Source organism: Bernardetia sp. MNP-M8, from assembly GCF_037126285.1.
Lineage (GTDB): Bacteria > Bacteroidota > Bacteroidia > Cytophagales > Bernardetiaceae > Bernardetia.
Map to the genome: position 1 here is coordinate 2,099,476 of NZ_CP147012.1, position 25,525 is coordinate 2,125,000.

The 25,525-nt window shown below is 31.1% G+C and carries 22 protein-coding genes; 15 read left to right on the top strand and 7 right to left on the bottom strand.

Annotated elements, in window-relative coordinates:
- The first annotated feature begins 6 nt into the window (after positions 1-6).
- The 5 genes from V9L04_RS08715 (at position 7) to V9L04_RS08735 (ending at position 7,407) form a co-directional block, all read left to right on the top strand.
- On the top strand, positions 7-3,834 hold the full coding sequence (locus V9L04_RS08715; protein WP_338793709.1) for a hypothetical protein: 3,828 nt from the start codon (positions 7-9) through the stop codon (positions 3,832-3,834).
- Positions 3,835-3,945: 111 nt separating this feature from the next.
- Positions 3,946-5,610, top strand: coding sequence for a hypothetical protein (locus tag V9L04_RS08720; protein WP_338793710.1), 1,665 nt, complete (start codon positions 3,946-3,948; stop codon positions 5,608-5,610).
- 116 nt (positions 5,611-5,726) lie between these two features.
- Positions 5,727-6,449 carry a hypothetical protein gene (locus V9L04_RS08725; protein WP_338793711.1) on the top strand — a complete coding sequence of 241 codons (723 nt, stop codon included), beginning with the start codon at positions 5,727-5,729 and terminating at the stop codon, positions 6,447-6,449.
- Positions 6,449-6,961, top strand: coding sequence for a hypothetical protein (locus V9L04_RS08730; protein WP_338793712.1), 513 nt, complete (start codon positions 6,449-6,451; stop codon positions 6,959-6,961). The genes V9L04_RS08725 and V9L04_RS08730 overlap by 1 nt, the downstream gene beginning before the upstream one ends.
- 5 nt (positions 6,962-6,966) lie before the next feature.
- Complete coding sequence (locus V9L04_RS08735; RefSeq protein WP_338793713.1) at positions 6,967-7,407, top strand: hypothetical protein; 441 nt, start codon at positions 6,967-6,969, stop codon at positions 7,405-7,407.
- On the opposite strand, the gene coaE is transcribed toward V9L04_RS08735, so the two are convergent.
- The 3 genes from coaE to V9L04_RS08750 all read right to left on the bottom strand — a co-directional run bounded on the left by coaE (position 7,392) and on the right by V9L04_RS08750 (position 10,642).
- Positions 7,392-8,039 (bottom strand): dephospho-CoA kinase, encoded by a 648-nt coding sequence (gene coaE, locus V9L04_RS08740; RefSeq protein ID WP_338793714.1) that lies wholly within the window; start codon positions 8,037-8,039, stop codon positions 7,392-7,394. The two genes, V9L04_RS08735 and coaE, sit on opposite strands and share 16 nt — an antisense overlap.
- A 93-nt stretch (positions 8,040-8,132) precedes the next feature.
- Positions 8,133-8,807 (bottom strand): DUF3124 domain-containing protein, encoded by a 675-nt coding sequence (locus V9L04_RS08745; protein ID WP_338793715.1) that lies wholly within the window; start codon positions 8,805-8,807, stop codon positions 8,133-8,135.
- A gap of 104 nt (positions 8,808-8,911) precedes the next feature.
- Positions 8,912-10,642, bottom strand: coding sequence for a cation:proton antiporter (locus V9L04_RS08750; protein WP_338793716.1), 1,731 nt, complete (start codon positions 10,640-10,642; stop codon positions 8,912-8,914).
- Positions 10,643-11,116: 474 nt separating this feature from the next.
- Here V9L04_RS08750 and rpmB point away from each other — a divergent pair, with 474 nt between their 5' ends.
- The 5 genes from rpmB (at position 11,117) to V9L04_RS08775 (ending at position 14,134) form a co-directional block, all read left to right on the top strand.
- Positions 11,117-11,383 carry a 50S ribosomal protein L28 gene (gene rpmB / locus V9L04_RS08755; protein ID WP_338793717.1) on the top strand — a complete coding sequence of 89 codons (267 nt, stop codon included), beginning with the start codon at positions 11,117-11,119 and terminating at the stop codon, positions 11,381-11,383.
- Positions 11,384-11,591: 208 nt separating this feature from the next.
- Complete coding sequence (rpmG, locus tag V9L04_RS08760) at positions 11,592-11,774, top strand: 50S ribosomal protein L33 (RefSeq protein WP_338760108.1); 183 nt, start codon at positions 11,592-11,594, stop codon at positions 11,772-11,774.
- A 93-nt stretch (positions 11,775-11,867) separates the two neighbouring features.
- Entirely contained in the window at positions 11,868-12,026 is a 159-nt protein-coding gene (locus V9L04_RS08765) for a DUF4295 domain-containing protein (RefSeq protein WP_338793718.1), read from the top strand.
- A 304-nt stretch (positions 12,027-12,330) separates the two neighbouring features.
- A complete protein-coding gene (ftsY, locus tag V9L04_RS08770) occupies positions 12,331-13,290 on the top strand; it encodes a signal recognition particle-docking protein FtsY (protein ID WP_338793719.1) in 960 nt (319 codons plus the stop codon).
- 124 nt (positions 13,291-13,414) lie between these two features.
- Positions 13,415-14,134, top strand: coding sequence for a hypothetical protein (locus V9L04_RS08775; RefSeq protein WP_338793720.1), 720 nt, complete (start codon positions 13,415-13,417; stop codon positions 14,132-14,134).
- A 103-nt stretch (positions 14,135-14,237) separates the two neighbouring features.
- Here the strand turns inward: V9L04_RS08775 and V9L04_RS08780 are convergent, their stop codons facing one another.
- The 4 genes from V9L04_RS08780 to V9L04_RS08795 all read right to left on the bottom strand — a co-directional run bounded on the left by V9L04_RS08780 (position 14,238) and on the right by V9L04_RS08795 (position 20,672).
- On the bottom strand, positions 14,238-16,766 hold the full coding sequence (locus V9L04_RS08780) for a ribonucleoside-diphosphate reductase subunit alpha (RefSeq protein WP_338793721.1): 2,529 nt from the start codon (positions 16,764-16,766) through the stop codon (positions 14,238-14,240).
- A 474-nt stretch (positions 16,767-17,240) separates the two neighbouring features.
- A complete protein-coding gene (locus tag V9L04_RS08785; protein WP_338793722.1) occupies positions 17,241-17,594 on the bottom strand; it encodes a hypothetical protein in 354 nt (117 codons plus the stop codon).
- A gap of 202 nt (positions 17,595-17,796) precedes the next feature.
- Entirely contained in the window at positions 17,797-18,270 is a 474-nt protein-coding gene (locus V9L04_RS08790; protein ID WP_338793723.1) for a hypothetical protein, read from the bottom strand.
- Positions 18,271-19,235: 965 nt separating this feature from the next.
- Positions 19,236-20,672 (bottom strand): Glu/Leu/Phe/Val dehydrogenase, encoded by a 1,437-nt coding sequence (locus tag V9L04_RS08795; protein WP_338793724.1) that lies wholly within the window; start codon positions 20,670-20,672, stop codon positions 19,236-19,238.
- Positions 20,673-20,908: 236 nt separating this feature from the next.
- Here V9L04_RS08795 and V9L04_RS08800 point away from each other — a divergent pair, with 236 nt between their 5' ends.
- The 5 genes from V9L04_RS08800 (at position 20,909) to V9L04_RS08820 (ending at position 25,476) form a co-directional block, all read left to right on the top strand.
- Positions 20,909-21,325, top strand: a complete 417-nt coding sequence (locus V9L04_RS08800; protein WP_338793725.1) for a hypothetical protein — start codon at positions 20,909-20,911, stop codon at positions 21,323-21,325.
- A 202-nt stretch (positions 21,326-21,527) separates the two neighbouring features.
- Complete coding sequence (locus V9L04_RS08805; protein ID WP_338793726.1) at positions 21,528-22,529, top strand: hypothetical protein; 1,002 nt, start codon at positions 21,528-21,530, stop codon at positions 22,527-22,529.
- A gap of 154 nt (positions 22,530-22,683) precedes the next feature.
- Positions 22,684-23,364, top strand: coding sequence for a hypothetical protein (locus V9L04_RS08810; RefSeq protein WP_338793727.1), 681 nt, complete (start codon positions 22,684-22,686; stop codon positions 23,362-23,364).
- Between the two features lie 232 nt (positions 23,365-23,596).
- The gene (locus V9L04_RS08815; protein ID WP_338793728.1) at positions 23,597-24,178 is read left to right on the top strand and encodes an ISAs1 family transposase; all 582 of its coding nucleotides are present in this window, start codon (positions 23,597-23,599) and stop codon (positions 24,176-24,178) included.
- A gap of 665 nt (positions 24,179-24,843) precedes the next feature.
- Positions 24,844-25,476, top strand: coding sequence for a DNA-3-methyladenine glycosylase 2 family protein (locus V9L04_RS08820; RefSeq protein ID WP_338793729.1), 633 nt, complete (start codon positions 24,844-24,846; stop codon positions 25,474-25,476).
- Positions 25,477-25,525: the final 49 nt, after the last annotated feature.

Consider the following 25,525-nt stretch of genomic DNA (forward strand, 5'->3'; position numbering starts at 1 on the left):
CTCACTATGGCACAACCTCAAAATAACAGTCGTCATTTACTCACATTACGCAAAGAAAGAAGTACCGACAAAAAAGGCTGGCATACTACCGAAATTTATAATTCTTCACGTATAGAAGAAATAGACGACCCCAATGGCTCAAAAGTAGCGATTCCACCAAGTTCAATTCCTACGCCCTTTGCACAAATGCACCTTTACGATATTGCTTTCAAAATGGTAAATCGTTTGGGACACGAAGGAAGTACAATTTATCATCAACTGGTTTCAGAATGCCTTGATGCCATAGATTTAATTTATAATCTTAGAGAACATTTACAAGCTGATAAAGACGGACATTTTTCGCTTGTAGAATGGAATTTGGATGAAAGAATAAAAGCTCTCAAAAATTCTGATAATGATGGACACCGACTTTTAGGAAAAACAATAGACCTTTTTACTGGCGAACTTTCTCCTTTTGGAAAAAATAATCAAGGAGAGCGCAAAACGCCTAGTTTTTATATTCTGACTTACGATTCTACGCCAATTATTGCTACTTCGCCTCTTACTTTTGCTTTCGTTTCCAAGACAGCCGAAGAAGAAGAGAAGCATTTTTTAGACTTAATTAGTCCTATCAAAACGTTAGATGGTAGAGCGATGTTTACAGGTTTGAAACCGTTGCATCAGCGTCCGATGGAGTTTCAAATGTATGTGCATCGTCTTTTCTATTTGCATAAAGGACTTCTCAATCAAATGGACAACCTACACGAATACATGCGTGTACAAAGAGAAAAATTCCATAACACAAAAGGCGACGAGATAAAAGATATTTATGACGAAAACTCTAAAATGGGAGCTTTCGAAATGGATTATAAAGATGTTGTTATTGGTGGAAAAACGCCACGTATAGAAAGAGTTGCATGGAAAAGTTGTGCGCCAATTATCACAGATGGCGATTTGGATAGTAGTTATTTGATAAAACCAAGTATTTCAAAAGAAAAAACGGCTCGTTTGGAAATTGGCGAAGGAAGTAATGTCAAAAAAGTATTGCCTTTGGTTTTACAAGAAGGTTTTGATAATCCAAACTTTAGTTATTTCAAAGGAAAAGAATGGAACAACAAAACAAAAGTAGAATTTTCATTACCAAAAAATAATTGGGCTGATAGAAATTTACCACAAATAGGTTATAATTATCCGTATTTGGTAACGACAGATTTATTAGCCGAAGATTTGATTAGAATGCCTTATCTTATCAATCCTGATACTTTTGTTGTTCCTGAAAATCATATTCATGCTCATAGTGTAGATTTTCTTTTGCCTGTAACTGATTTGTATTTTAAGTTTTTTGATGAAGAAACACTCATTGAAAATTTAGCAATTGAGGAAGTAGAATCCGAACAAGGAAATATAAAAGTAACATTGAAAGTTCCGATAAAAGGAAGTAAAAATGTTTCGTCTGCCTTCATTACTTTTACTCGTTTTTATGATTATGGAAATCCAAGAAATGCGAATAATGGAAAAATAATCAATTTGGTAGATGATGGAAAAGATGAAACTATGGATGATATTCCGTCGCCTTTTTCTATCTCTATTTATCCTTTTGTTCGTACTGGCGATGCTGAGTATGACACAATGTATAAAATAATGTTGCTTTCTTCGCAGCTTGATAATGTAGAAGAATATGATTTGTTGGCATATAATGAAGAAAATGCAATTTCTACAAGTGATAGTGCGATTGAAAAAATAAGTAGATTCGAACGAAAAGTAGAAGGTTCTCACTTGTCGGTTTATTCTGTTTCAGGAACTTGTTTTGATGCTTTAGAAATAATTACTCCCTATCAAGGCAAAACAGGCGAAAAAGCAAGAGGTTGGATTGTACCACGTTGGAAAAAACCACCACACAGAGGAACAAATCCAAAACCATTTACAGTAGCTGTAGATTTTGGAACAACAAATACATTTGTAGCCTTTACAGATGATGATGCTATGGCAGCAGGAAAAATAAAAACCTATCCATTTTTCATAGGAGAAGAAGACATGCAAGCCGTTACGCTCAACAAGCCAACGGCAGACAAAAAACATGTGATGTTAGAAAGATATAGTTTTGATGATAATGCAATCGGACTTGCAACGACATTTTTTCAAGATAGAATGTTTATGCCAAATCTAATTGGAAATCCTCCAGCACAAGAAGCATTGTATCAAAACTGGCGAAATGCTTTCCCTATCCGAACGGCTCTTATTCATTCCAACGACGTAAAGTTTGATGTTTTGCTTAATTCATCTATCGGATTTTTGTATGAAAAGGACAATTTAGACATAGCAAGACACGGACAAGAAGTAACGACAAATTTGAAATGGTCTGCCGAAAACTCAAAATTAGTAGAAGTATTTATCGAACAGATACTTTACATGATTCGCAACAAAGTAATTTTGAATGGTGGCGATTTATCAAGAACTCGTTTAGTTTGGTTTAAGCCTTTAAGTTTACCAAAAACATTGACCGATAAATTGACCAAAGTTTGGAACGAAAACAGTAGAAAAATTTTAGGTAAAAATGTTACCATTCGTCTAGTAAACGAGTCCGAAGCACCTTATTTTTATTATCGTGCAACTGGAAAAATAGACAAAAGTAGTTCAGTAGTTTCGATAGATATTGGTGGTGGTTCTACTGATATTGCACTTGTTTCTAATGGTGGAAAAAAACGTTTGGCAACTTCTGCATTTTTTGGAGCAAATACACTTTGGGAAGGAAGAGATAGCAAAGATTCCAATCAAACAACAGAAGGAGGAATTGTGGCAAAATATCGTCCTTGGTTTAAAGAACGAATTTCTCTTACCAAAAAAGGAATTAGTCAGGCAGCAGGTTCACGTATAGAAATGATTTTTAATGAAATTATGGATAGTGGGCGTTTTGATTCTGGCGACAAATCTAGTTTTATGTTTTCAGCAGAACACATCAATTTTGCTGAAAAATTGAGCGAAGATAAAGATATGTTACTTTTATTCTTACTTCATTATTCGGCTTGTATTTATCATGCTGTTCAGCTTTTAGCTGTTAGTGGAATGCCTTATCCAAAAGATTTTTGTTTTAGTGGAACAGGTTCAAAGTACTTAAATCTTTTAGACCATAGTGAAGACAAAAATGGTTTACAAAAGTTTACAGAAATTTTTGCTCAAAAAACCTACGAGAAATACAAAGAATTAGGAATTAATGTCAAACCCAAAGCTGAAAATAGTTTTGAGGTAGAAGAAGAGGAAGAAAATGTATTTGCAGGTTTTGGAGAATTAGAAGGAGGTTTGCCAAGTTCAGATTCAGAAGATACAGGCGAAATAGGAGGGAATATCAATCTTCACATGACCAAAGAACCAAAAGAAGCGACTTGTTTTGGTGGAATTCATAGCTTTTCAGATTCCTACAAAGATTTAGGTTTGGGGCAGAATATAAATACCGTATTTTTGGGAGAAATAGATGCAACAGCAGACGAATTATTACCTCAAAAAAATCTAACTTACGAGGAATTAATAGATGAAAATGGCAGACCGACGAAAGAAGGAAATCAGATGGCAATTAGAGTAAGTAAAAATTTAGACCAGTTTTTAGAACTCTTCTTAGATATGAACAAAAATCCTCAAACTCGTTTTGAAGATTTTAATATTGAAACCAATTTGGCAGCTTTCGAACAGGGTTTTAAAGCTATCAAATCAAAAGAACTTGCCAAAGGAATGATATATGAGCGTAGCAATGCTTCGGGTGGTTATACGCCTGTACGTGAGTCGTTTTTCTTTTATCCTTTGCGTATTATTATTAGAGATTTGGCTCTTGCCATGGCGAAAAATACGACTGTAAATATGTAATTTATAAATAAAATCGAACGGTTCGCTCAAAGCGAACCGTTTGGTAAATACAAAACAACAACTTCCATGAAACCCTTTTACATTTTTTTATCTCTAATTGGAATATTTTTTTTGAGTAACAACACTGCATTTGCTCAAACCCAAAAAACAAACAAAGAAGTAGTTCATAAAGCTATCGATAAGATGAATTATGAATTTGCTATTGCTGTTTTGAAGAGAATAAAAAAAGGCGACCCAAATTCTGTCATTGAAGTAAATCAAAAAGTAAATGATACTACTTTTGCAAGAGTCAGAGCATTAGAACCCAACATAAAAGCAAATTCTATTAAAAGAATGTTTAGTAAGGAAAAATTGAGTGATAATGTTACAGGCTATATTTATGAAATAGATTATATAAAATTTAGCTCAAAATATTATCCTACCAATGATGTCCTTTCTGCTGTACAATCCCTAGAAAAAATTGTAGATAAAATTATAACTAGAACTAAAGATTTTGGAGATGAACAAAAAGCATTTACGCTAAAAGATGAGGAAATAAAAGCCTTAAAAGAAAGACTGAATAAAATTAAAAATTCGGCAATTAGTCAGTTAAATACAGAACCAACAGACGCAGAAAATCAAACAGATTCAATAAAAGCAGATACAACCAAACAAAATTCAACACTAGAAACAAAAGTAGTTGAAGATTCAACGCAAACAGCTTCATCTGAGATTATGTATTATAGAATCAATCAAGATGAAGAAAAAGAACTTGTTGGAACAAATGAAACATCAGAAGGCGAAAAGACTACTTATAAATTTGGCTTAGACATAAAAAAAACGGATTCTATTCATATTCGTATAAAAAATAATCCTACCTTAGATACTACATTTTTAGTAGCAAATGCCAATACTTCACTTATTTTAGAAGGAAAAGACAACCGTTATATTATTGATTTGAATATTGCAACAACACAAGAAGACGATTATATGATGTGGATTATATTTGGGGTAATAGCTATTTCAATTATTGCTTTTGTGATGTATAAGCAATATGAAAAAAATAAGCCAACTGTTCCTAGAGAAGCTAAAAAAGATATTGTAAAAAAAGACCCTTTGAGTAGAGATAATATTGTAGTTAATACAGTTTCTTCAACAAATCAAGATACAGATAATAAAGAAAGACAAACGATACTTATTCAGAATCAAATCAAGGAAGAAAAAAGCCGATTGACAGCCATTCTGACTAATTCTAATCTATCTGATGAACAAAAACTCAAAGAAGCTAGAAGCAAAAATATAGCTTTAGAAGTAGCTAATAATGCAGAAATAAAAGAATTAATGAGAGTGATAGGAGAATTATCAACTAAAACTAAAATCGAAAATACAGAAAAAGAAGCAATAAAAAACCAAGAAACTACAAGCACTCCAAAAGTAGAAACACAACCTAAAAATAACATAACTTCCCAAGAACCTTTATATGTTTCTTTGTCAGATATTGGAGAGAATGGAATAAGTTCAGAACGCACAAAAGGGATGAGTAACAGTATTTTTGTAATTCGTCCGTATAATGACAAAAACAATGAAGCAAAAAAAGCAGATTTGATGCTCCATTCAGATATAAAAGATATGGCTTTTGAGTCTATTTTTCGTTCTATTGAAAAGCTAGATCATGTTATGGAACATTCAACATTTAGTGAGAGTGCCAAAAAAATAACGCAAGAAGAAAAAGGAGAATTGATAAAAGAAGATAATGTCTGGAAAGTGAAAAAGCGTTTGAAGGTGAAATTTTCATAATCTATTTCTAATTTTGGTAAAATAGTTTTTCATACAAAATTTTGGTTTTATTAATTGAACAGGGTTTTAACCCTGTTTTTATAATAATTCTAACTCAATCAAAAAAGATAAATCTCATGGACGATAAAGAAATCGCAAAATTTAAAGAACAATTACGCCTTCGTAAATTGGGTGTAGCGATGTACGAACTACAAACTATTTTAGGACAAAAAATAAGTGCAGAAGAAAAAATACAAAGAGCAAATAACTATTATAAAACACTTGATAATGGAATAAAGAATGAAGGAGCTATTCTGAATTTGATGTATAGAATTACAGGACAGAAAATAGAACCCAAAGAATATACACCACCAGTAAATCAACAACCTGTACCGATTAGAAAAAATCAAGCTATTATCAATCAACAATTACAGACTAATGAAGTAGAAAATACAGCACAAACAAAACCACAAACTCAGAATCAAAATATATCAGTACCTACACAAATAACAACTTTTCCAATTACGAGTTATCTTTCAATAAGAGATGTAGAGGAACAAGACGACGAGAAACTTTTAAAACAAGGCAGAGAAAAACCTGTCAGTAATAGTATTTTTGTCATTAATCAGATTTCTAGTACCGAAGCAACTTTAGAAACATATAAGGAAATGAAGACAAATTTTTTCAACTCTTTTTATCGTTCTCTGTCTGGTTTTGTTTTTGCTTTTGAAGTTATCGGCTCTCCATCTTTTGAAGATAATGCCGTCGAAACGGTAGAAAAAGGAAATCTAATAAAAGAAGGCGAATATTGGAAAATAGAACAAAAAGCCAAAATACAATTTAAGAAAGAAGAAGAGTAATGTTTGATAGACCCCAAGAAAGAAGTCCTAGAAATACAGGAAGAGTTAATAACACAACAGAAAATCCAGTTCTAGTAGAATCTAGAAATAATTATTTGTATGCATTGGTTGGTATTGTGGTGATTACTTTATTGATAGCAGGAGGAATTTTTGTTTTTAATTTAGGAAAAAAATCAAATTCATCTTATACTCCAGAAAATGAAACAGCAATTTCAGAAATCACAGCTACTCCTTCAAAAATTGAATCAATTCCCTTTCAAGAGCTAATAGGAGAATACACAGGAAGTATCAATAATAAAATAATTACAGTCAAGATTTTTTTGGAGGGTACAAAAAAAAGATATACTTATTCAGAAAACAAACGACTTTCCTATATGCTTTCTCATTTTGAAGCTACTAACGAAATGAGTTTTCATAAACCCAAAGAAGGTTTGGCAGAATTTAGAGCTTTCAAAGAAGGAAATACGATTGTTTTGCGTTCTCCAAAAGTTGAATTACTAAAAACAAAATAATTCAAATGCCTATAATAAGAAGTAAATATCAATCTGAGACAACAACTATTGAAGAGTTTTATGCGAATGAAGATGTAGGAATGGCTCTTGTAAGGTTAGGAAAAGAGATGCTCAAGTTAATAGAGTTTATCAATAAAAACTTTACTGAAACAGAGTTATTTGTTTTTACATCACATTATAGAATGTGTATTCAAGCGAAAGATTCTGAGCGATTAGAAGAATTTATTACTATTAATGCTTCTCCATTTCTAGAGAATTATCATTTCCACTACAAGTTACCTATTGAAAAAAGTCCTTGGAAAGATGCTTGGATTACTGGTAAAGCAGAAAGTATAGAAGAAGGCTTAATTTTTCTTATCAAATCAATGATTGGTACAGAGAAATGGAAAAATAATAAGGAACTAAGAAGTTTAGCTAAGAAATATAATATCTATAATAAGGATTGAAATTTTTCATGAAGCTCCAAAACCTGCTTAATCAAAGGATGAGAAGCATCATTATAAATTACAAAATCGGCACGCTTTAGTTTTTCACTTTCGGGAAGTTGTTTGGAAATAATATCTTTTACTTGTTCTTCTGTTCGGTGGGAATCTCTTTTCAAAACTCGTTTTATACGTTCTTCCAATGGTGCATGAACTACAATAATAGCATCCAAAACCTTGTATGAATCTGACTCAAACATCAGAGCTGCTTCTTTCAAAAGATATGGACTTTTATCTTTGTTTTCGTTGTACCAAGTCTGATAATCTCTTCCTACAGCTGGATGTACAATAGAATTAAGGATTTCTACTTTCGAATTATCATTACTATTATCTGGTTGATTTGAAAAAACTGTTTTTACTAAAAAATCTCTATTAATTTCATTTTCGCTTAAATAAACTTCTTCTCCAAAGGCTTCTTTGAGTTCTTGTTTTAAGATATTATCAGTTATCATTACTGATTTTGCACGGCTGTCAGCATCATAAACAGCTATTCCTAGCGTTTCGAAGATTTTACAAACAGTGCTTTTTCCTGTTCCTATTCCTCCAGTTATTCCTAATTGAAGAATTTCATTTTTCTTTACTATTTGTTTTTTCATTTTAATCTATAATACAAAATACTTATAAATGATTTTTGTTAAGGATTAGTAGGGTTTACAGGATTTTGAATACAGATAAATGCATTTCTACAATTAATAAGGTCGAAGTATTCTACCATAATTTTCTATTGTTCTTGAGGTAGCCGTAAAAGAAAGCCCCCAATTAGACTCTGTACTAATCATAATCGATTCTACCATAGGCGCAACAATCGGCTTACTACTTCTCCATTCTAAAATAAAATTTGCTCCTACGCCTCCTCTATCATCATAAAGCGCAATAACGTGATTTTTTGTTTCCAAACTATTTACTTTTATAGGCAGTTCGGAGGCTTTTATTTCCTTCAAAATATTTCCTTCTGTATCGTAATATTCCAAACGAGTAATATAAAATTCGCCATCAAGATTTACATTTCTGATGCTTAGTGTAGAAGAAAGTCGCTCTGTTCTATGGTGTCCGATGCTATAAATTTCTGAATAAACAGGAACGTATAAAAGCTGTCCAAAAGCTAAAGAATCTTTGAGTTCTTGGGGAGGAAAAGTGTTTGAACTAAGCGAATTTTTATTTTTTGCATTAGTAAGTTTTATCAAACTCTTTGAGTTGAGTTCTTTTATATAGTTTACATCTGCATCTGTATATGTTTTTTCATTGTCTGATTGAGAAATAAACTCTTTCGAACCTGATTCACATGAAGAAAGTAGAAATAGATTGAAAAAACCTATAGAAAGAATACAAAGAATTGATAAAAAGGATGAGTTTTTTTTGAGCATTTTAATAGAAAAATTTATATATAAAAACGAAATTTTTGATAAAATTTTATTTGACAATTGAAATTCAACTTAACATTAACCCTTAATAAGTTATCACTAAATTATCATTCATCAATAAGGTCTTCTTTGATTTTTGAAATTAAAGCATACACTTCTCGTTGTGGTAAGTAATAATACTGTAAGGCTTGTGTAAAAAGCTCCAAATTAGTTTCTAGTTCATCAGTTACGATAACATCAGCCCCTGCTTTTTCAATGGCTGCAACATCTTTAGCACGTTTATTTCTTACCAAAACACCTACTTCTGGATTAAGATATTTTATTTTATGAGTAAGTACCTTAGTAATTTCTAAATCAGTCAGAGTAATTACGACAATACGAGCTTTTTCAAAACGAACCTGATGCTGAACTTCTTCATTCATTGCATCTCCAAATAAAATATTTTTTCTATATAAGCTATCTTTTTTTACTTTTTTAGGGTCAGTTTCAATGACTATAAATGGAATATTTGATAGTTTAGCAGCTTTTGCGATTGTTTTTCCATTGTAGCCAAAACCTATTATTATAATATGGTCTTCTAAGTTTTTATCTTTAAACTCTTGTAAAAATTCAGGTAGCTTTACTCTTTTTGTAGCCCAACGGTTTATTATTTTTGGTTTGGGTAATTTATAAATCAAGAAATGAGAGATTGGTTTAGAGTTTAATATCAAAATAGGTGCAAATGCCATTGTCAAAACAGAAGTAGAAAGAAAATACTGATACAGTTCAATAGGCATCAATCCGATTTCTGTTCCAGACTTTGCAAGAACAAATGCAAATTCTCCTATCTGACAAATAGAAAGACCAACAAGCATAGCCGTTTTAGCTGTTACTTTCAAAGATTTAGCAGCCCAGAAAGCTAAAAAAGCCTGAATAGCAATACTCATTAGTGTAAGTAAAAGAATTTCTATAAGATTGTGCCATAAGAAATTAATATCCATCAACATTCCAATAGAAATAAAGAAGATACTTGTAAAAATCTCTTTAAAAGGCAAAATATAACCTGTTGCATCGTGTGAATATTCTGACTCCGACATTACTAATCCAGCCAAAAAAGCACCCAAAGCAAGTGACAGACCAGCCAAAGAAGTAAGATAAGCCACCGAAAAACAAATTACGACAATAGTAGAAATAAAAAGCTCTTTACTCTTGGTCATGACAACCAAATTAAGAAAAGGTTTTAAGACAAACTTTGAAACCAAAACTAAAAATGCAAGTACACCAGCTGTTTTGGCAATCATCAGAAATACTTCTTGTAGTACATTATCTGCTTGTCCTGCTAAAATAGGCATCATGAGCATCATTGGTACAACAGCAATATCTTGAAAAATCAAGATAGCAAGAATAATCTGACCATGTGGACTTCCCATTTCCCCACGCATTTGCAAGAGTTTCAAAACAATTGCTGTACTACTCAGTGTAGAAAGAAAACCGTAAAAAATAGCAATTGGCAAGTAGTCATACGTTCCAAAATAGGTAATTGCACCAAAAACAACTGTTGTAAGAACAAGTTGAAGAGAGCCAGCTAAAAAAACAGCCTTCCTAATACGCAAAAGATTGGGTAGAGAAAACTCCATTCCAATAGTAAAAAGAAGTAAAATAACTCCAATTTCTGCTAAAATATCAATGTGTTCTTGACTTGTAACCAGTTTCAAAACATAAGGACCTGCAATAACACCTGTTACCAAAAAACCTACAATACTTGGCAAGCGCATTTTATATAGAAGTAAAATAACAGGAATGGCTAAAGCCAAAATAACAACTACATCTGTTAGGATAGGGGGAATATTGAGAAGCATTTCATAAAATTTATAAAAAATTAATAGGATATTTTTAAAGCACTGCAAGTGAAGTTCAACTGATTCTAAAGATAATAAATTCTAACAAAGCAAAAAACTAGAATTAATTTTGTTTATCATCTTTTTTATTTTAATAATTGCAATTCACAAAAAAAGGGTTTACCTTTGCAATTCTATTCAAAAGAGTAAAAGGTTGAAAATGAGCCTTCTCAGCAAATTATATTTTTATTTAAAATTCTTTTTAGAGATTATTAAATAAAAAAGTAGGCAAGAAATGCTTTTAGAAATGATGCAACTTCTGAAAAAATAATTTTTGTCTTAGTTCATTTTGCATTCGTTTTCAAAAAAATATTTACTTCTTTTAAATTAAAATTTAAAAATACAACTCGTATTTCATTTATATTTACAACTTAGAGAAACAAAAGCAATTTATCATATATATAAACTTTTGTTTTACTATAAATTTTATTCATTATGGCACGAGTGTGTGATATCACTGGCAAAAAAACGCAGACAGGAAACAATGTTTCTCATGCAAACAACAAAACTAAACGTTGTTTTTATCCAAACTTGCAGAAAAAACGTTTTTATATTGCTGAAGAAGATCGTTTCGTTACTTTGAAAGTTTCTACTTCTGCAATCCGTACTATTAGTAAAAACGGTATCCTTCCTACAATGCGTAAAGCAGTAGCAAAAGGACATTTGCACAAAAGTTTTTTAAAGCCTGCTCAAGAAGCATAGGCTTAACAATTTGATTTGCTTATATTTTTTAATATATTAATTAAAAAATAAAAATTTAATAAGGTAAACAATCGCAAATAGATTTTTATAAGTCTGATACAATTGTAATTCTTACTTATTTTTAAGCATCTTAATTAGAATATAACTTTACATCTCTACTTTTGAAATTTTATTTTTATAAAACTCAGAAGTTAATTTTATTATTATCATGGCTAAGAAAGGCAACCGAGTACAAGTGATTTTGGAATGTATGGAACACAAAACATCTGGCGTTCCAGGTACTTCTCGTTACATCACTACAAAAAATCGCAAAAATGTAACTGAGCGTTTGGAGTTGAAAAAATACAATCCAATCCTTAAAAAACATACAATGCACAGAGAGATTAAGTAATTTTTTATTATCTTATCTTTCATTCAAATTAGATTTTAATCATATTAGATAGTCAGACTATTTAGTATTCTCACTCATTTAAGTTTAACTATTATGGCTAAGAAAGTAGTAGCAACCCTAAAAAAAGAAGGTACTCAAAAATATGCTAAAGTAATCCGTACTATCCGTTCGGAAAAAACTGGAGCTTATACATTTAAGGAAGAAATCGTTCCTGAACAAATGGTACAAGAAGTATTGAACCGTAAAAGCTAAATTTTATTTTTTATAAATAAAATAGCATTTAAGTTTATTAATACTTCAATAGTTCTTACAAATGGTATTTCTCAAAGCAAAAGACTAAAAAGTCCCATTACAGTAATGTTTTTAGGGACTTTTTTTCATTTACTACTTCAAGCATCTGTATTTTAAACTAGTAAACAAAAAATACTAAGTTAAGAATACCTAAAGTCTGAATACAAATCTGTATTTTTGCATTTCAAACAATCTAAAACTTTAAGCTCTTATGGTTTAAGTTTTCAAAGTTACTTCTCTTCTCCACCTATTTTCGAACAACAGTATGTCTATTTTCAAGAAATTTTTTACTAAAGAACAAAAACAAACGCTAGACAAAGGTCTTGAAAAATCAAAAACTAACTTTTTTGATAAAATTGGAAAAGCCATTGCAGGCAAATCAAAGGTCGATGACGACGTTTTAGATGAACTAGAAAATATTTTGGTTGCTTCAGATGTAGGTGTCGATACAACTGTAAAGATTATCAATCGTATCGAAAAGCGTGTTGCAGAAGACAAATATACCACTACATCAGAACTTGATAGAATATTAAGAGAAGAAATAGCTGCACTTTTAGCTGAAAATAATTCTTCTGATGTTGAAAATTATGACCTTCCAAGTAATATAAAACCTTATGTTTTATTAGTTGTTGGAGTAAATGGTGTAGGAAAAACTACAACAATTGGAAAACTAGCTGCTAAATACAAAGCATCTGGTAAAAAAGTATTGTTAGGTGCTGCTGATACATTCCGTGCTGCTGCCGTTGATCAGCTTATTGAATGGGGACGCAGAGTAGATGTTCCTGTTATTTCAAAGGGAATGAATGTCCACCCTGCAACTGTCGCTTACGAAACGGTAGAAGAAGGAATTAGACAAGGTGCAGACATCGTAATCATAGACACAGCAGGACGTTTGCAAACAAAGGTAAACTTGATGAATGAGCTAACAAAAGTACATAAAGTAATCAAAAAACACATTCCAGATGCACCACATGAAGTAATGTTAGTTTTGGATGGAAGCACAGGACAAAACGCATTTATGCAAGCAAAGGAATTTACAAGAGCTACCGAAGTTAGTTCTTTAGCTATCACAAAATTAGACGGAACAGCAAAAGGAGGCGTAGTAATTGGAATTTCTGATCAATTCAAAATTCCTGTAAAATATATTGGTGTAGGTGAAAAAGTAGAAGATTTACAGATTTTCAATAAAAAAGAATTTGTAGAGTCGTTCTTTACAAGAGGATAATTCTAGTTTATTTAGCGTCAAAACTAATCTAAAGAGCTTACTTAAAAAAAACCACTTAGAGAATCAGAAAATGATTTTTTAAGTGGTTTTTTGTATATTTATTTTTCAATCAATTAATCTAAAAATGAAAAAATATAGCATTTCAGAAAAAATTATTAAAAAGTCATTTTATTTGTCTGTTTGGATAATAGAAAAAATATGTGATACAGAAAAACTAAAGTCTAAAATCGCAGAACTAGAAAAACTAGAACAAGGAACTTTAGGAAAAGAAATTGCTAAAAATTTGAAAGAGAATAATCTAAATTTAGTACCTAATTTTGAAAGTCATGACTTAAAACACTCTCTTTTGGGTTTTAAAATGACTCCATTAGATGAAATACGAATGCAAGCATTTATGATAGGTAATGGTAACTGGTCTTTGGTTAGTATTCTGATATTTCTTTATGGTGTCATTCTTTTACCTAACAAATGGAATATATTTTTACAAGATCTTAGAAAAGGTCAGCAAGCAATACCAATCAAAGAATGGAGGATTGATGAGTTTGCAGATAAACAAATCGATGAGCTTCGTCAAAGTTTATTTAATCCAAAAACACAAAAAGTATATAGTATGAAAAAATGGACAGTAAGAGAAATTAGCCAATATGGAAGTTTTGCTATAATTGCAGCAGGAATTTTTGGAATGTTATTTTGTCTTCCGTATTTATGGTCTGCTAATATTGCAGATTTAGTGGGAGCAGGTTTTCCTTTTGTAGCAGGAGCAATATTAGTAGTTGGAGGATTAATAAACCTTTCTATTTTATCACAAAAAACAGAGCTAGAAAATAGTATTCCTAAGAAATAAAACATTCAAATTTGTAAACTAAAAAACCACCTAAAAACTAATTTTTAGGTGGTTTCAAAATATAACTTGCCGTTGTCGGTGTCTCCACCGACGACATTATTATTTAACTTCCACAAACCAAACAATCTTCGTCGTCTAGTGAACAAGCTGCTCCTCCTAGTCCGTCTTTTAATTGTTCTTCTTGTGCTTGTCCGTTTTGGCGTTTATGGATTCTAGCGAGTGCAAGATTTGATTGTTCTTCCATATCTCCAGCTCCAGCCATTTCTAACATTTCTTCGTTGCTTTGAGCAACTATTTTTTCAGCCTTTGCTTTTGTTGCACTTGCACCTTTGTTTATTTCTAAAGCATCTTTATCTACTGTAAACTTAATTGCATCAGCAGCAGCTTTTGTACGAAGGTAATACATACCTGTTTTCAAACCTCGTTTCCAAGCGTGGAAGTGCATAGAAGTCAATTTTCCGAAAGTAGGATTTTGAATATGAACATTCAAACTCTGACTCTGACAAATATAAGCTCCTCTATCAGCCGACATGTCAATAATTGTACGCTGACTAATTTCCCAAACCGTTTTGTAAATATCTTTTAATTCTTGAGGAATACGCTTGATACTCTGAACCGAACCATTTGCAGAAATAAGTTCATTTTTCATTTCATCATCCCACATATCAATTTCAATCAAATCTTTCAAAAGATGTTTGTTTACCACAACAAATTCCCCAGAAAGCACACGACGAACATAAATATTAGATGTATAAGGTTCAAAACATTCGTTATTTCCCAAAATCTGAGAAGTAGAAGCTGTTGGCATTGGTGCAAGTAAAAGCGAGTTTCTAGTTCCATGTTTTACTACTTCGCCACGCAATTCTTCCCAGTTCCAACGTCCATTATGATAATCTTCATCTACATTCCATAAATCAAATTGGAATTGTCCTTTTGATAATGGCGAACCTTCAAAAGTTTCATAAGCTCCTTCTGTGATAGCTAAATCTTTAGAAGCAGTCATGGCAGCAAAATAAATGGTTTCAAATATTTCTTTATTCAATTTTGCAGCTTCTTCCGACTCAAAAGGCATACGAAGTAAAATAAACGCATCAGCCAAACCTTGTACACCCAATCCGATTGGACGGTGACGCATGTTTGATTTACGAGCTTCTTCGATTGGATAATAATTTCTATCAATAATTCTGTTCAAATTGACAGTTGCTTGATAGGTTACATCATAAAGTATTTCATGATTGAATTCTAATTTGCCTTCTTTATTTTCGATAACGAATTTTGGAAGAGCAATAGAAGCCAAATTACAAACTGCCACTTCATCAGGTGCAGTATATTCCATAATTTCAGTACAAAGATTTGAAGATTTGATTGTACCCAAATTCTTTTGATTTGACTTATTATTTGCGTGGTCTTTATAAAGCATATACGGAGTTCCCGTTTCAATTTGTGCTTCTAAAATAGCAAACCAAAGTTCTTGCGCTCTGATTGTTTTACGAGCTTTTCCTTCTAATTCATATTTTGTATATAAATCTTCAAATTCTTTTCCATAACAATCTGCTAAACCTCGTGCTTCATTCGGACAGAAAAGCGACCATTCGCCATCATCCTGTACACGTTGCATAAATAAATCTGAAATCCATAAAGCATAAAACAAATCTCTTGCTCTAGCTTCTTCTTTACCATGATTTTTCTTCAAATCTAAAAACTCAAAAATATCAGCATGCCAAGGTTCTAAATAAACAGCAAAAGCTCCTTTGCGTTTGTTTCCTCCTTGGTCAATATAACGAGCTGTATCGTTGAATACTTTCAACATCGGAACAATTCCGTTTGAATAGCCATTTGTACCACGAATATATGAACCTGTCGCACGTACATTATGAACACTTACACCAATTCCACCAGCCGATTGAGAAATTTTAGCACACTGCTTTAATGTGTCATAAATTCCATCTACACTATCACCTTGTATTTCTAATAAGAAACAAGAAGACATCTGAGGTTTTGGAGTTCCTGCATTAAAAAGTGTTGGTGTAGCGTGTGTAAACCAACGCTCAGCCATCAAATGATATGTTTTGATAGCTGCATCAATATCAGCCCCATGAATGCCTACAGAGACACGCATAATCATTTGCTGAGGACGCTCAGTTACTTTACCATCAAGACGCAAAAGGTATGAACGTTCTAAAGTTTTGAAGCCAAAGTAGTCATACTCATAATCTCTACCATAATCAATAGCTTGATTCAAAACATGTGCATATTTACGAACTACTTGTACAACCTCATCAGAAATAAGACCTGCTGGCTCATTTGTCTTTGGGTTTACATAATTATAAAGCTCTTCAATCGTTTCTGAAAAAGCATCTTTAGTTTCTTTATGAAGATTTGAAATAGCAATTCTTGAAGCTAAAATCGCATAGTCTGGATGAACAGTTGCCATAGTGGCTGCTGTTTCGGCTGCAAGTTCGTCGAGTTCTACGGTAGTAACATTATCATAAAGTCCTGCCAAAACTTTATAAGTAATTTCTTGAGGTTTTATATAACGATTATCCAAATTATCACAAAGCCTTTCAATTCTGGCTGTGATTTTTTGCATAATCACTTCTTCTTTCCTGCCGTCTCGCTTGATTACGTACATATATATATTTTTTTGAAATAAATTAATTTTGATGGAGAACGTATTTTCTAGTTTCTTTTAAACTCATTTTTCTAACTGATTCTGAATGAGTTATCATTTTAAAAATACGCTATCGGATTTTGGTACAAAAATACGCATCTTATTTCAGAACTGAATTATTTAGATTCAATCTAAGAAAGATTACTTTGTTGGTAACGAAGAAAAAATATTTTTGTTAGGAAGAGATTTGTGTATCGGTCTTTATAAAAGCAACGAACAATAAATTGTTTTTAGTGAAATTTTCCCAATAAAAATAGCCTTCTGTTACAAATTTCTGACAAACATTAATTTACGATTTTAGATTTGTAAAGACAAAGAGCATCCAAAAATTTAATATTAAATTTTGTTGATAACTTTTTATATATCAAAAAAGCCTTATTCAAAACCGAAATATACGGATTGAATAAGGCTTTAATTATTTATAAAATTAACAATTTAGATTGCAATAAATTGTGTAAAAATAAAATATAAAGCAGCTATAAAAATAGCGATTAAAAGTCCTGCAAAAACATAAAAGCTAGTGTAATTGTATTTCTGTTTTGCTGGCTTTGGCTTCTTGTTATGCTTTTGGATTTCTTTGTCTAAAGCAAAAATTTTCTCTTTGTGATGATTCTGATGATTTCTAATCTCCAAAATACGTAACTGAATTCCTTCTAATTCCTTTTCAAAATCAAAGAAGTGTTTTTCGTGCTTTGCTTTTTGGAAGTAAAGATTTTCAAGAACTTCTTTTGTGGTTCTGAATTTAGGTTGATTTTGGATTTTCTGATTTTTGGTAAATAAAGCAGTCATAATAATAGTAGTTAAGATTGATAGGATTTAATTAAAAGCTAATTTTATTCCTTCCCATTTTTTTGAAGGTTTTAGATTAAATTAACTACCTCTTAACCCAACTATATATTTATTAATTCCATAATTATCAGTTATTTATCTATTATCATCTTATTTGTATTAATTCTGAATATACTTTTTATTTGACTTAAATGGAACTTTTTTAAAATTTTATTTCGTAAAAAGGTTGTTTTTCTTCTTGTGGTTGTTTAGTTAAACTAATAGTAGATTCTATAAATTTCAACTCATTTATTTTGTAATACGAACAACAAGATGTGATATTTGCTTTCGTTTTTTGGGTTTTCAAAACAAAACTTCCTATATACATATCTTTAATCCATAGTTTAAATAGCTTATCAGTAATATACCCTTCTTCATCAACTCCTACAATTAAATAAGGAGGATTATCATACCAAGTTGTTTCTCTTACTGTTGCATTTACCTTATTATTAAAACTATCAGTTAAATAAAAATCTCCTATAAGTGTATCATATTTGATTAAAATATTTTCTCCTGTTATTTTATCTATGGGTCTGAGATAAAAAGCCTCTGTCGTTTCCCAACATTCATCTCCACAAGCACAACAACTTGTACATAAAAATAGAATCAAAATATTCAGAATTATTTTGTAGGACATAATAGAATTAAGTTTAAGGTTCGATAACATTTATTCCTTTCTCCACGAAATTCGAATACAAGTTGCTGCAATTACATCAGAAATAAAAAGTGAAATAATTTTCAAATCCATCTCAAAAAAAATTTTTTTCTTCTCAATTTCAAAACTTATTCACACACTAATTAATAAGAAATTCTATTTTTAAAAACCCCCTACTATTACTATTATAGTGTTGATAAGTTGATAAGTCTAGTTATAAACATGTTATCCACAGAAAAATAGAGGTTATCCACACTTTTTTAAAAGTTATCAACCTGTTAATTTGCTGATAATCAGTTTATTATGTGGTTTATCCACAGTATCAACATTTGATAAGCACTTTTTATACACATTGTGGATAACCTGTTGATAACCATAAACTTACTGTTGGTAACGTTATCAACATCTGTTAGTAACTACTTCTTAACATGAGTTACACACAATCGATAGACGAGTTATGCACAGATATTCACACAAATTGTGTATAAGTGTGGAAAAAGTGAATAACTTTCGTTTTTACAAGAAAAAAGAAGTTGAAAGTGTTGAAAACAAAGAAGTTATCCACATTTTATTGTGGATATGTTGATAAGTCTGCAAATAAGATTAGTTTTTAAAAATAACAAGTGAAAAAAACTAAAAATAGATTTCAAAATGTGGATAACTTTTGTTAAAATGTGAATAACTCTAAAAAATATCGAATAAAGTTTGGATTTCTAATGTTAATAACGTGTTAAATCAGAAAAAAGGAGAAAATAAGGCTAACAATGTGGATAACTTTATTCAAAATGTGGATAACTCTAAAAAATGTGAATAAAATTTGGTTTTTGGAGGTAAAAACAAACAAAAAACCATTCCTCCTTGCGAAGAAATGGTTTTTTATAAATTTCATAAAAAATAACTCTATACTTTGAATAACAAAGTTTAAGTTGTTTTCTAATTTGGTCAAATCAAGGAAAAATTCCTGATTCCATATAAGCAATTGCAATTTTATCAATCGAAGTAATAAAGGCTGCGTTACGCAAACTCTTTACATCTTTATAGGTTTTGAAAGTTTCTCTTACTTGATGGTATGAAGTAATCATAGTTTCCTCTAATGCAGAGTTTACTAAATCACGCTCATCAGCACCACGCATAATCATTTTACGAAGATCATCACCAACTCCTTTTCCTGTCGCAGCTTCAATCGCTTGAACAATACGAGTATTTTCCATTTGGTCATAACGTTTAGTTATTTTACCAAAAGAAACACGAGAAAGATTTTTTAGCCATTCCAAATAAGAAACAGTAACACCACCAGCATTTAAGTAAAAATCAGGCAAAATCATTTTGCCTTTAGCTAATAAAATTGCTTCTGCTTCTCTAGTAATAGGACCATTTGCACCTTCTCCAATTACCTTTGCTTTTATTCTTGGTGCATTTTCTTCTGTGATTTGGTTTTCTAATGCAGCAGGAATCAAAATATCACATTCAAACTCCATAAGTTGATTACTTGGTTTGACTTCTTGTGCTTTTGGGTAACCCATAAGAGAACCTGTTTCTTTACGATGACGGAACAAATCTTCCACATCAAAACCATCTTTGTTATATACTCCACCTTCGTACTCAGCAATTCCGACTACGATTGCACCTTCTTGTTGTGCATAAAGTGCTGCATGATAACCAACATTACCAAAACCTTGTACGATAACTGTTTTTCCTGCTAATCCAGGTTCTAAACCTAAATCCTTCATATCCTCAGCAATACTCATTGCTTCACGAATACCATAAATTACTCCTAAACCTGTTGCTTCAGTACGCCCACGGATTCCGTGCATAGAAAGAGGCTTACCTGTTACACAACCAAGGGCATTAATCCCTGGGCGAAGAAGTGCATACGTATCTGCAATCCAAGCCATTTCTCTTGCTCCTGTTCCGTAATCTGGTGCAGGAACGTCAATAGAAGGCCCTATCATTTCTTTTTTTACAAGCTCTGTTGTATAACGGCGTGTAATTGTTTCTAATTGGCGAGCAGTATATTTTTTAGGATTGATTTTTACTCCTCCTTTAGCTCCACCAAAAGGAACATTTACGAGTGCACACTTAAAAGACATAAGTGTTGCCAGTGCTTTTACTTCATCTGCGTTTACAGCTTCAGCAAAACGAATACCTCCTTTTACAGGAAGTTTGTGATGAGAATGCTGAACTCTCCAAGCCTTAATTACTTGATAGTCTCCATTATCTAAATGAAGTGGAAAACTCATTTCATATACACTATTTGGAACAATAATTTGTTCAAGCAATCCTTTTGGGTGCTTTGTTAGTGCTGCAGCGTTATTTAGAGAGCCAACAACATCCTTATAGAATTTTGCGCCTTGTTCTAAATGTTCTCTATCTTTATCTGTCATATCGAACGTGTGGGTTAGGTGTGTTTGAATTTGTATTTATATATTTTGGCTTAAAGTTACTTCATTTTTTTATTCCAAAAAATACAAATCTTATTCTTTAGAAACAATTTTTTTTCGATAAAAATAAATTATTGTCTATTGAGCTTTTAGCCTTTGTTTATTCTCCTTTATAGAATAGGAAACTTTAAATTGCGATATTTGAAACCTAAATTATTTGCCAAAAAATCATTATTGAAATGAAAACTATAAAATCATTTTTACTTCTTGCTATTTTATCATTCTTTTTATTTTCGTGTCAGAACAACTCTGAAAAAATGAAAGATGAATTTGCTAAAAAATTTGAAGGAAGTTGGAAACTTTTTCGCCTAACAGGTAAACGTGGAGTAGCTGATTCTGTTATAAAAAAATTTCCTGTAACATTAAATGTAGAAGATACTGCTTTTTTATTCCGACAAGCCACACAATATGGAGGAACAACGTACAGAAACTGGATTTTTGAAGATTCTATTTTGCTTTTACCTTATTCTAATCCTTCAAGAAAAGAAGACACTTTGAAATTCAAAGTTTTAGGATTAAATTTAGAACAATTGATTTTACAACGAAGAGATAGTCTACTTATAGAATTTGATACACTTTATTTTGAGAAGTATTGATTTGACTAGAATAAATTTTATTTCAATAAGACTTATTTCTAAAAAAATAAAACTTTTTTAAGTTTTTATGAGCTAGTTTGTACGTTGTTTTTTGTATGTAGTAGTGAAGGCACTAATTGACTAAGTACTTACCTGAGTTTAATTATTGTTTTCACTTTTATTTTAAATCACTACTACTCTAATCAATTTAATCAAACTAAACATGAAAACTTATTTTTTAATTGGAATTCTAAGTCTTATTTTTTCATTTTCTACACTTGAAGCAATGGCTCAAAACCAAACAGTAGAAAAGACAAAAGAAAAAGCAAAAAACAAAACAAATAATCGTATCGATAACAAAATCGATAATAAACTTGATGAAGGTTTGGATGCCATTGAAGGACTTTTCAAACGCAAGAAAAAGAAGAAGAAAAAAGAGGAAGAAAAGAACGACAATAACTCTGAAAACAATTCGAATCAATCCACAGAAACACAAAATAATACGGGTTCAGGATTTTTGGATAATCTTCTTGGAGGAGGAAATGGAGAAAAAATAGATATAAAATCAAGCTATAATTTCAATTCTAATTTTGTGATGCGTATGCAGATGTACAAAAAGAATGGAAAAGAAGATGGTGATATGTTTATACGCTACTACAACTCTGCTGACCCTAATTATATGGCAATGGAAGTGATGGAATCGACTAAAGATGGAAAAATCAAATCTTTAGAATCAAAAGTAATTGTTGATGGTTCGCAGCAAGCTATGATAACAATTATGGAAGACCAAAAACAAGCTATTGCGATGAAAATGCCAAATATTGAAAATTATGAGCAGGCACAAGAACAAGAACAAAATCCTGATCAGGCAATGAAAGATGTCAAAATTACTCGTACAGGACGTACAAAAAACATTTTGGGTTATACATGTTCGGAAACCATTATGGAAAGTAATGATATGAAAGCTACTTCTTGGACAACCAAACAAGTCAAATTATCTCAATTCAAAGCCTTTGCAGGAATGATGATTCAAAATAAAAAAGATAAAAACCAACTTATGGCTGTTCCATTAGAGTTTACGATGGAAATGGAATCAATAGATAAAAAAACAGGAGAAAAAACAAAAATGACTGTTACAGAGGTAAATGAAAACCAAAACTCCACAATTGATATGAGTAGCTATAAGGTTATGGATATGTCTGGACTTACAAAAGGTGGAAACTAACATAGTAAAAATAAAAAACCAAATTTATCTCTTTCTGATAGAGTAGTTTGTATCAAAGTGGGCTTAGGCTTTGCTTTAGCTCACTTTTTTTCACAGACACTTCGCAGAATTAGTAACCAAATATAAACTACTTATTAATTTAAAAAATATTCAAATGAAAACTCAATTTTTAATATACTCTGTTTTATCATTTTTCGTTCTTACTTTCGTTTCTTGCAATCCTAAAAAGTATGTAGAAGACAAAATCAATGAAACCATTGCAGAAGAAATTACGGGTGCAATGATAGGAACAGATGTAGAAACCTCTAATATATCAGATACAGAAAAAGCTACAGGTCAATTAGACTTGACTATAGATGGAAAGCATCTGAATAGTAAAATCAATCAACCTGTTTTTCAAATTGCTTCTGGAGCTGGTAAGGAAAGTGAGAAAGTTGTGATAGCTACTATGTTATCTATGCAAACACAAGATGGAAAAGAAAGTGGTTTACAGTTTGGTATTTCTGGAAACAAAAACCAATTTAAAACCTCAATGGTAATTAATTTTGAAGATGTTGGAAAAGATGATAAAGTCAGTCCAACACTACAAATTATAACTACTGGTAAAGCTACTGATACTAATCCAATGGGTATGCAAATAATTGTAGTAAAAACAGGAACTCTTAAAGTTCTTTCTTTTTCTGACGAAGAAGTAAAATTTGAAATAGATGCAATGGGAGGACCTAATACAGCCGAAACCCATGAAGGAAAAAATCTAGTTCCAATAAAAGGTACAATAACTTGCAAATATCCTGTTATGACATTTATGGGAGTAAAGAAAGACGAAATTTTCTAAGTTTTTTAATATCATTTTATTTTTTAATAAAGCCGTCGGTAAAGTAATCGCTTTTACGACGGTTTTTTCGATTCAAACTTTAACTTTTTACCAATTATGAAATTTATTTTCTGTAGTCTTATTTTTTTATGTTTTGCTTATACAGGATTTCCACAAAATGTACAAACACCTATTAAAGATTAGGGTAAACGCACGAAAAAAAATTTATCTTTATTGGTTTATTTTCTATTTAATGCAAGACTCTATTAATTTTTTGTTTTCTGATAAAGATTTCAGACAACCTTGGAAAGTTCTACATAAACTTTGTGATATACTTTTTATAGCTCTTTGCGCCTTGATATCTAATGGTAAAGACTTCGAAGATATGGAATCTTTGGGAAAAGAATGCTTTGAATGGCTCTTACAATTTATAGAACTTCCTAACGGTATTCCTTCTCACGATACTTTCAACAGGGTTTTTCAACTTTTAGAACCCTCTGTTTTGATAGAAATTTTAAAAAATGATGGTTTTGATTTTATTGATAGTTTGGTAGGTACACCTATCAGTATTGATGGTAAAAAAGTAAAAGGCTATTCGCCTAAAAGTAAAGGTAATGAGGGACTTTATATTGTTAGTGCTTGGGTAAATGAACATAAATTATGTGTAGGTCAGACCAAAGTAGCAGAAAAAAGTAATGAAAAGACCTCTATACCTATTCTACTTAACTCAATAGATATAACGGGTAGTACGATTACTATAGATGCTATGGGAACACAAGAAAATATAGCGCATCAGATAATAGATAAAGGAGGAGATTATATTTTAGCCTTGTAAAAGAACCAAAAAAAGCTATTTGAAGAAGTAAATGATGAATTTGTTTGGTCAAAAGTAGCACCAGAACAGACCGATATAACAGAAGATACTCTACACGGAAGGACTGAGATTAGAAAATGTAGTATTATGAAAGCTGATCAGCTATTAGAAACTAATTTTTTGGAAAAGTGGAAAGGGTTAAAAACACTTGTTAGAATAGAATATGAGCATATAGAAAAAAATATAACTATCTGCAAAACAAGATATTACATAAGTAGCAAAATAAATACGGCAGCTTATTTTAATCAGTAGGTTAGAGGACATTGGGGAATAGAAAATCAGCTACATTGGCACTTAGATGTAACATTTCAAGAAGATAAAAATAGAAGCAGAACAGCTCATTCACAAGTGAATCTAAATATTTTAAGAAAAATAGCTTTAAATAAAGTAAAGCGTTCGGATGAAAAATTAAGTCTAAAAAAAAGAAGATTTAAAGCAAGCTTAAATAAAGACTACTTAGAAAAACTGATTTTCTCATAAATCTTTCGTGCGTTTACCCTAAGAGTTTGTCAGAATAAGCCATATTTTATTATTTACAACAATTCTCATATTACTATTTTGAGGAAATGCGTTTTTTCGTTATGTTACATCTTAATTATAGATAGAGTATTCAAACTAGAAAAAACATGCTTCAAAAAGCTAAATATCATTTGTCTAAAGATCCTTTATTTGTTCCTATATTAGAGAACATAGAAATTAATACATTTAAAGACTTTGAGAATGAAACTGTCAAAAGTGAAGTAAATGTTATGACTGCTCTTATAAAATCTATTGTTTCTCAACAACTTTCTGTAAAAGCTGCAAACACCATATATAAACGTTTTCTAGATTTATTTGATGGAGTCTCACCAAATGCAACTATTTTATTAGAAACTGATGCCGAAATTCTAAAGTCAGTAGGATTATCGAAACAGAAAATGACTTATATAAGAGAGGTAGCTTTATTTTCTCAGAATAACGACATATCTATAGAACTTATCAATCAAAAGAACAATGAAGAAGTAATAAAGTACCTCACACAAATAAAAGGAGTAGGAAGATGGACAGTTGAAATGTTATTAATGTTTACTTTATGGCGTCCAGATGTTTTTCCTGTAGCAGATTTAGGAATCCAACAAGCGATGCAAAAACTTCTAAAAACAGATGAAAAAGGAAAAGAGTTAATAAAGTTAATGCATTTACATTCTGAAAAATGGAAACCATATCGAACTTTTGCAGCAATGTATCTATGGAAATGGAAAGATAGTGCTAATTTGTAAGCAATTTTACTATATAATATACCTTATCATAGTTGCCATTTATAGTAGT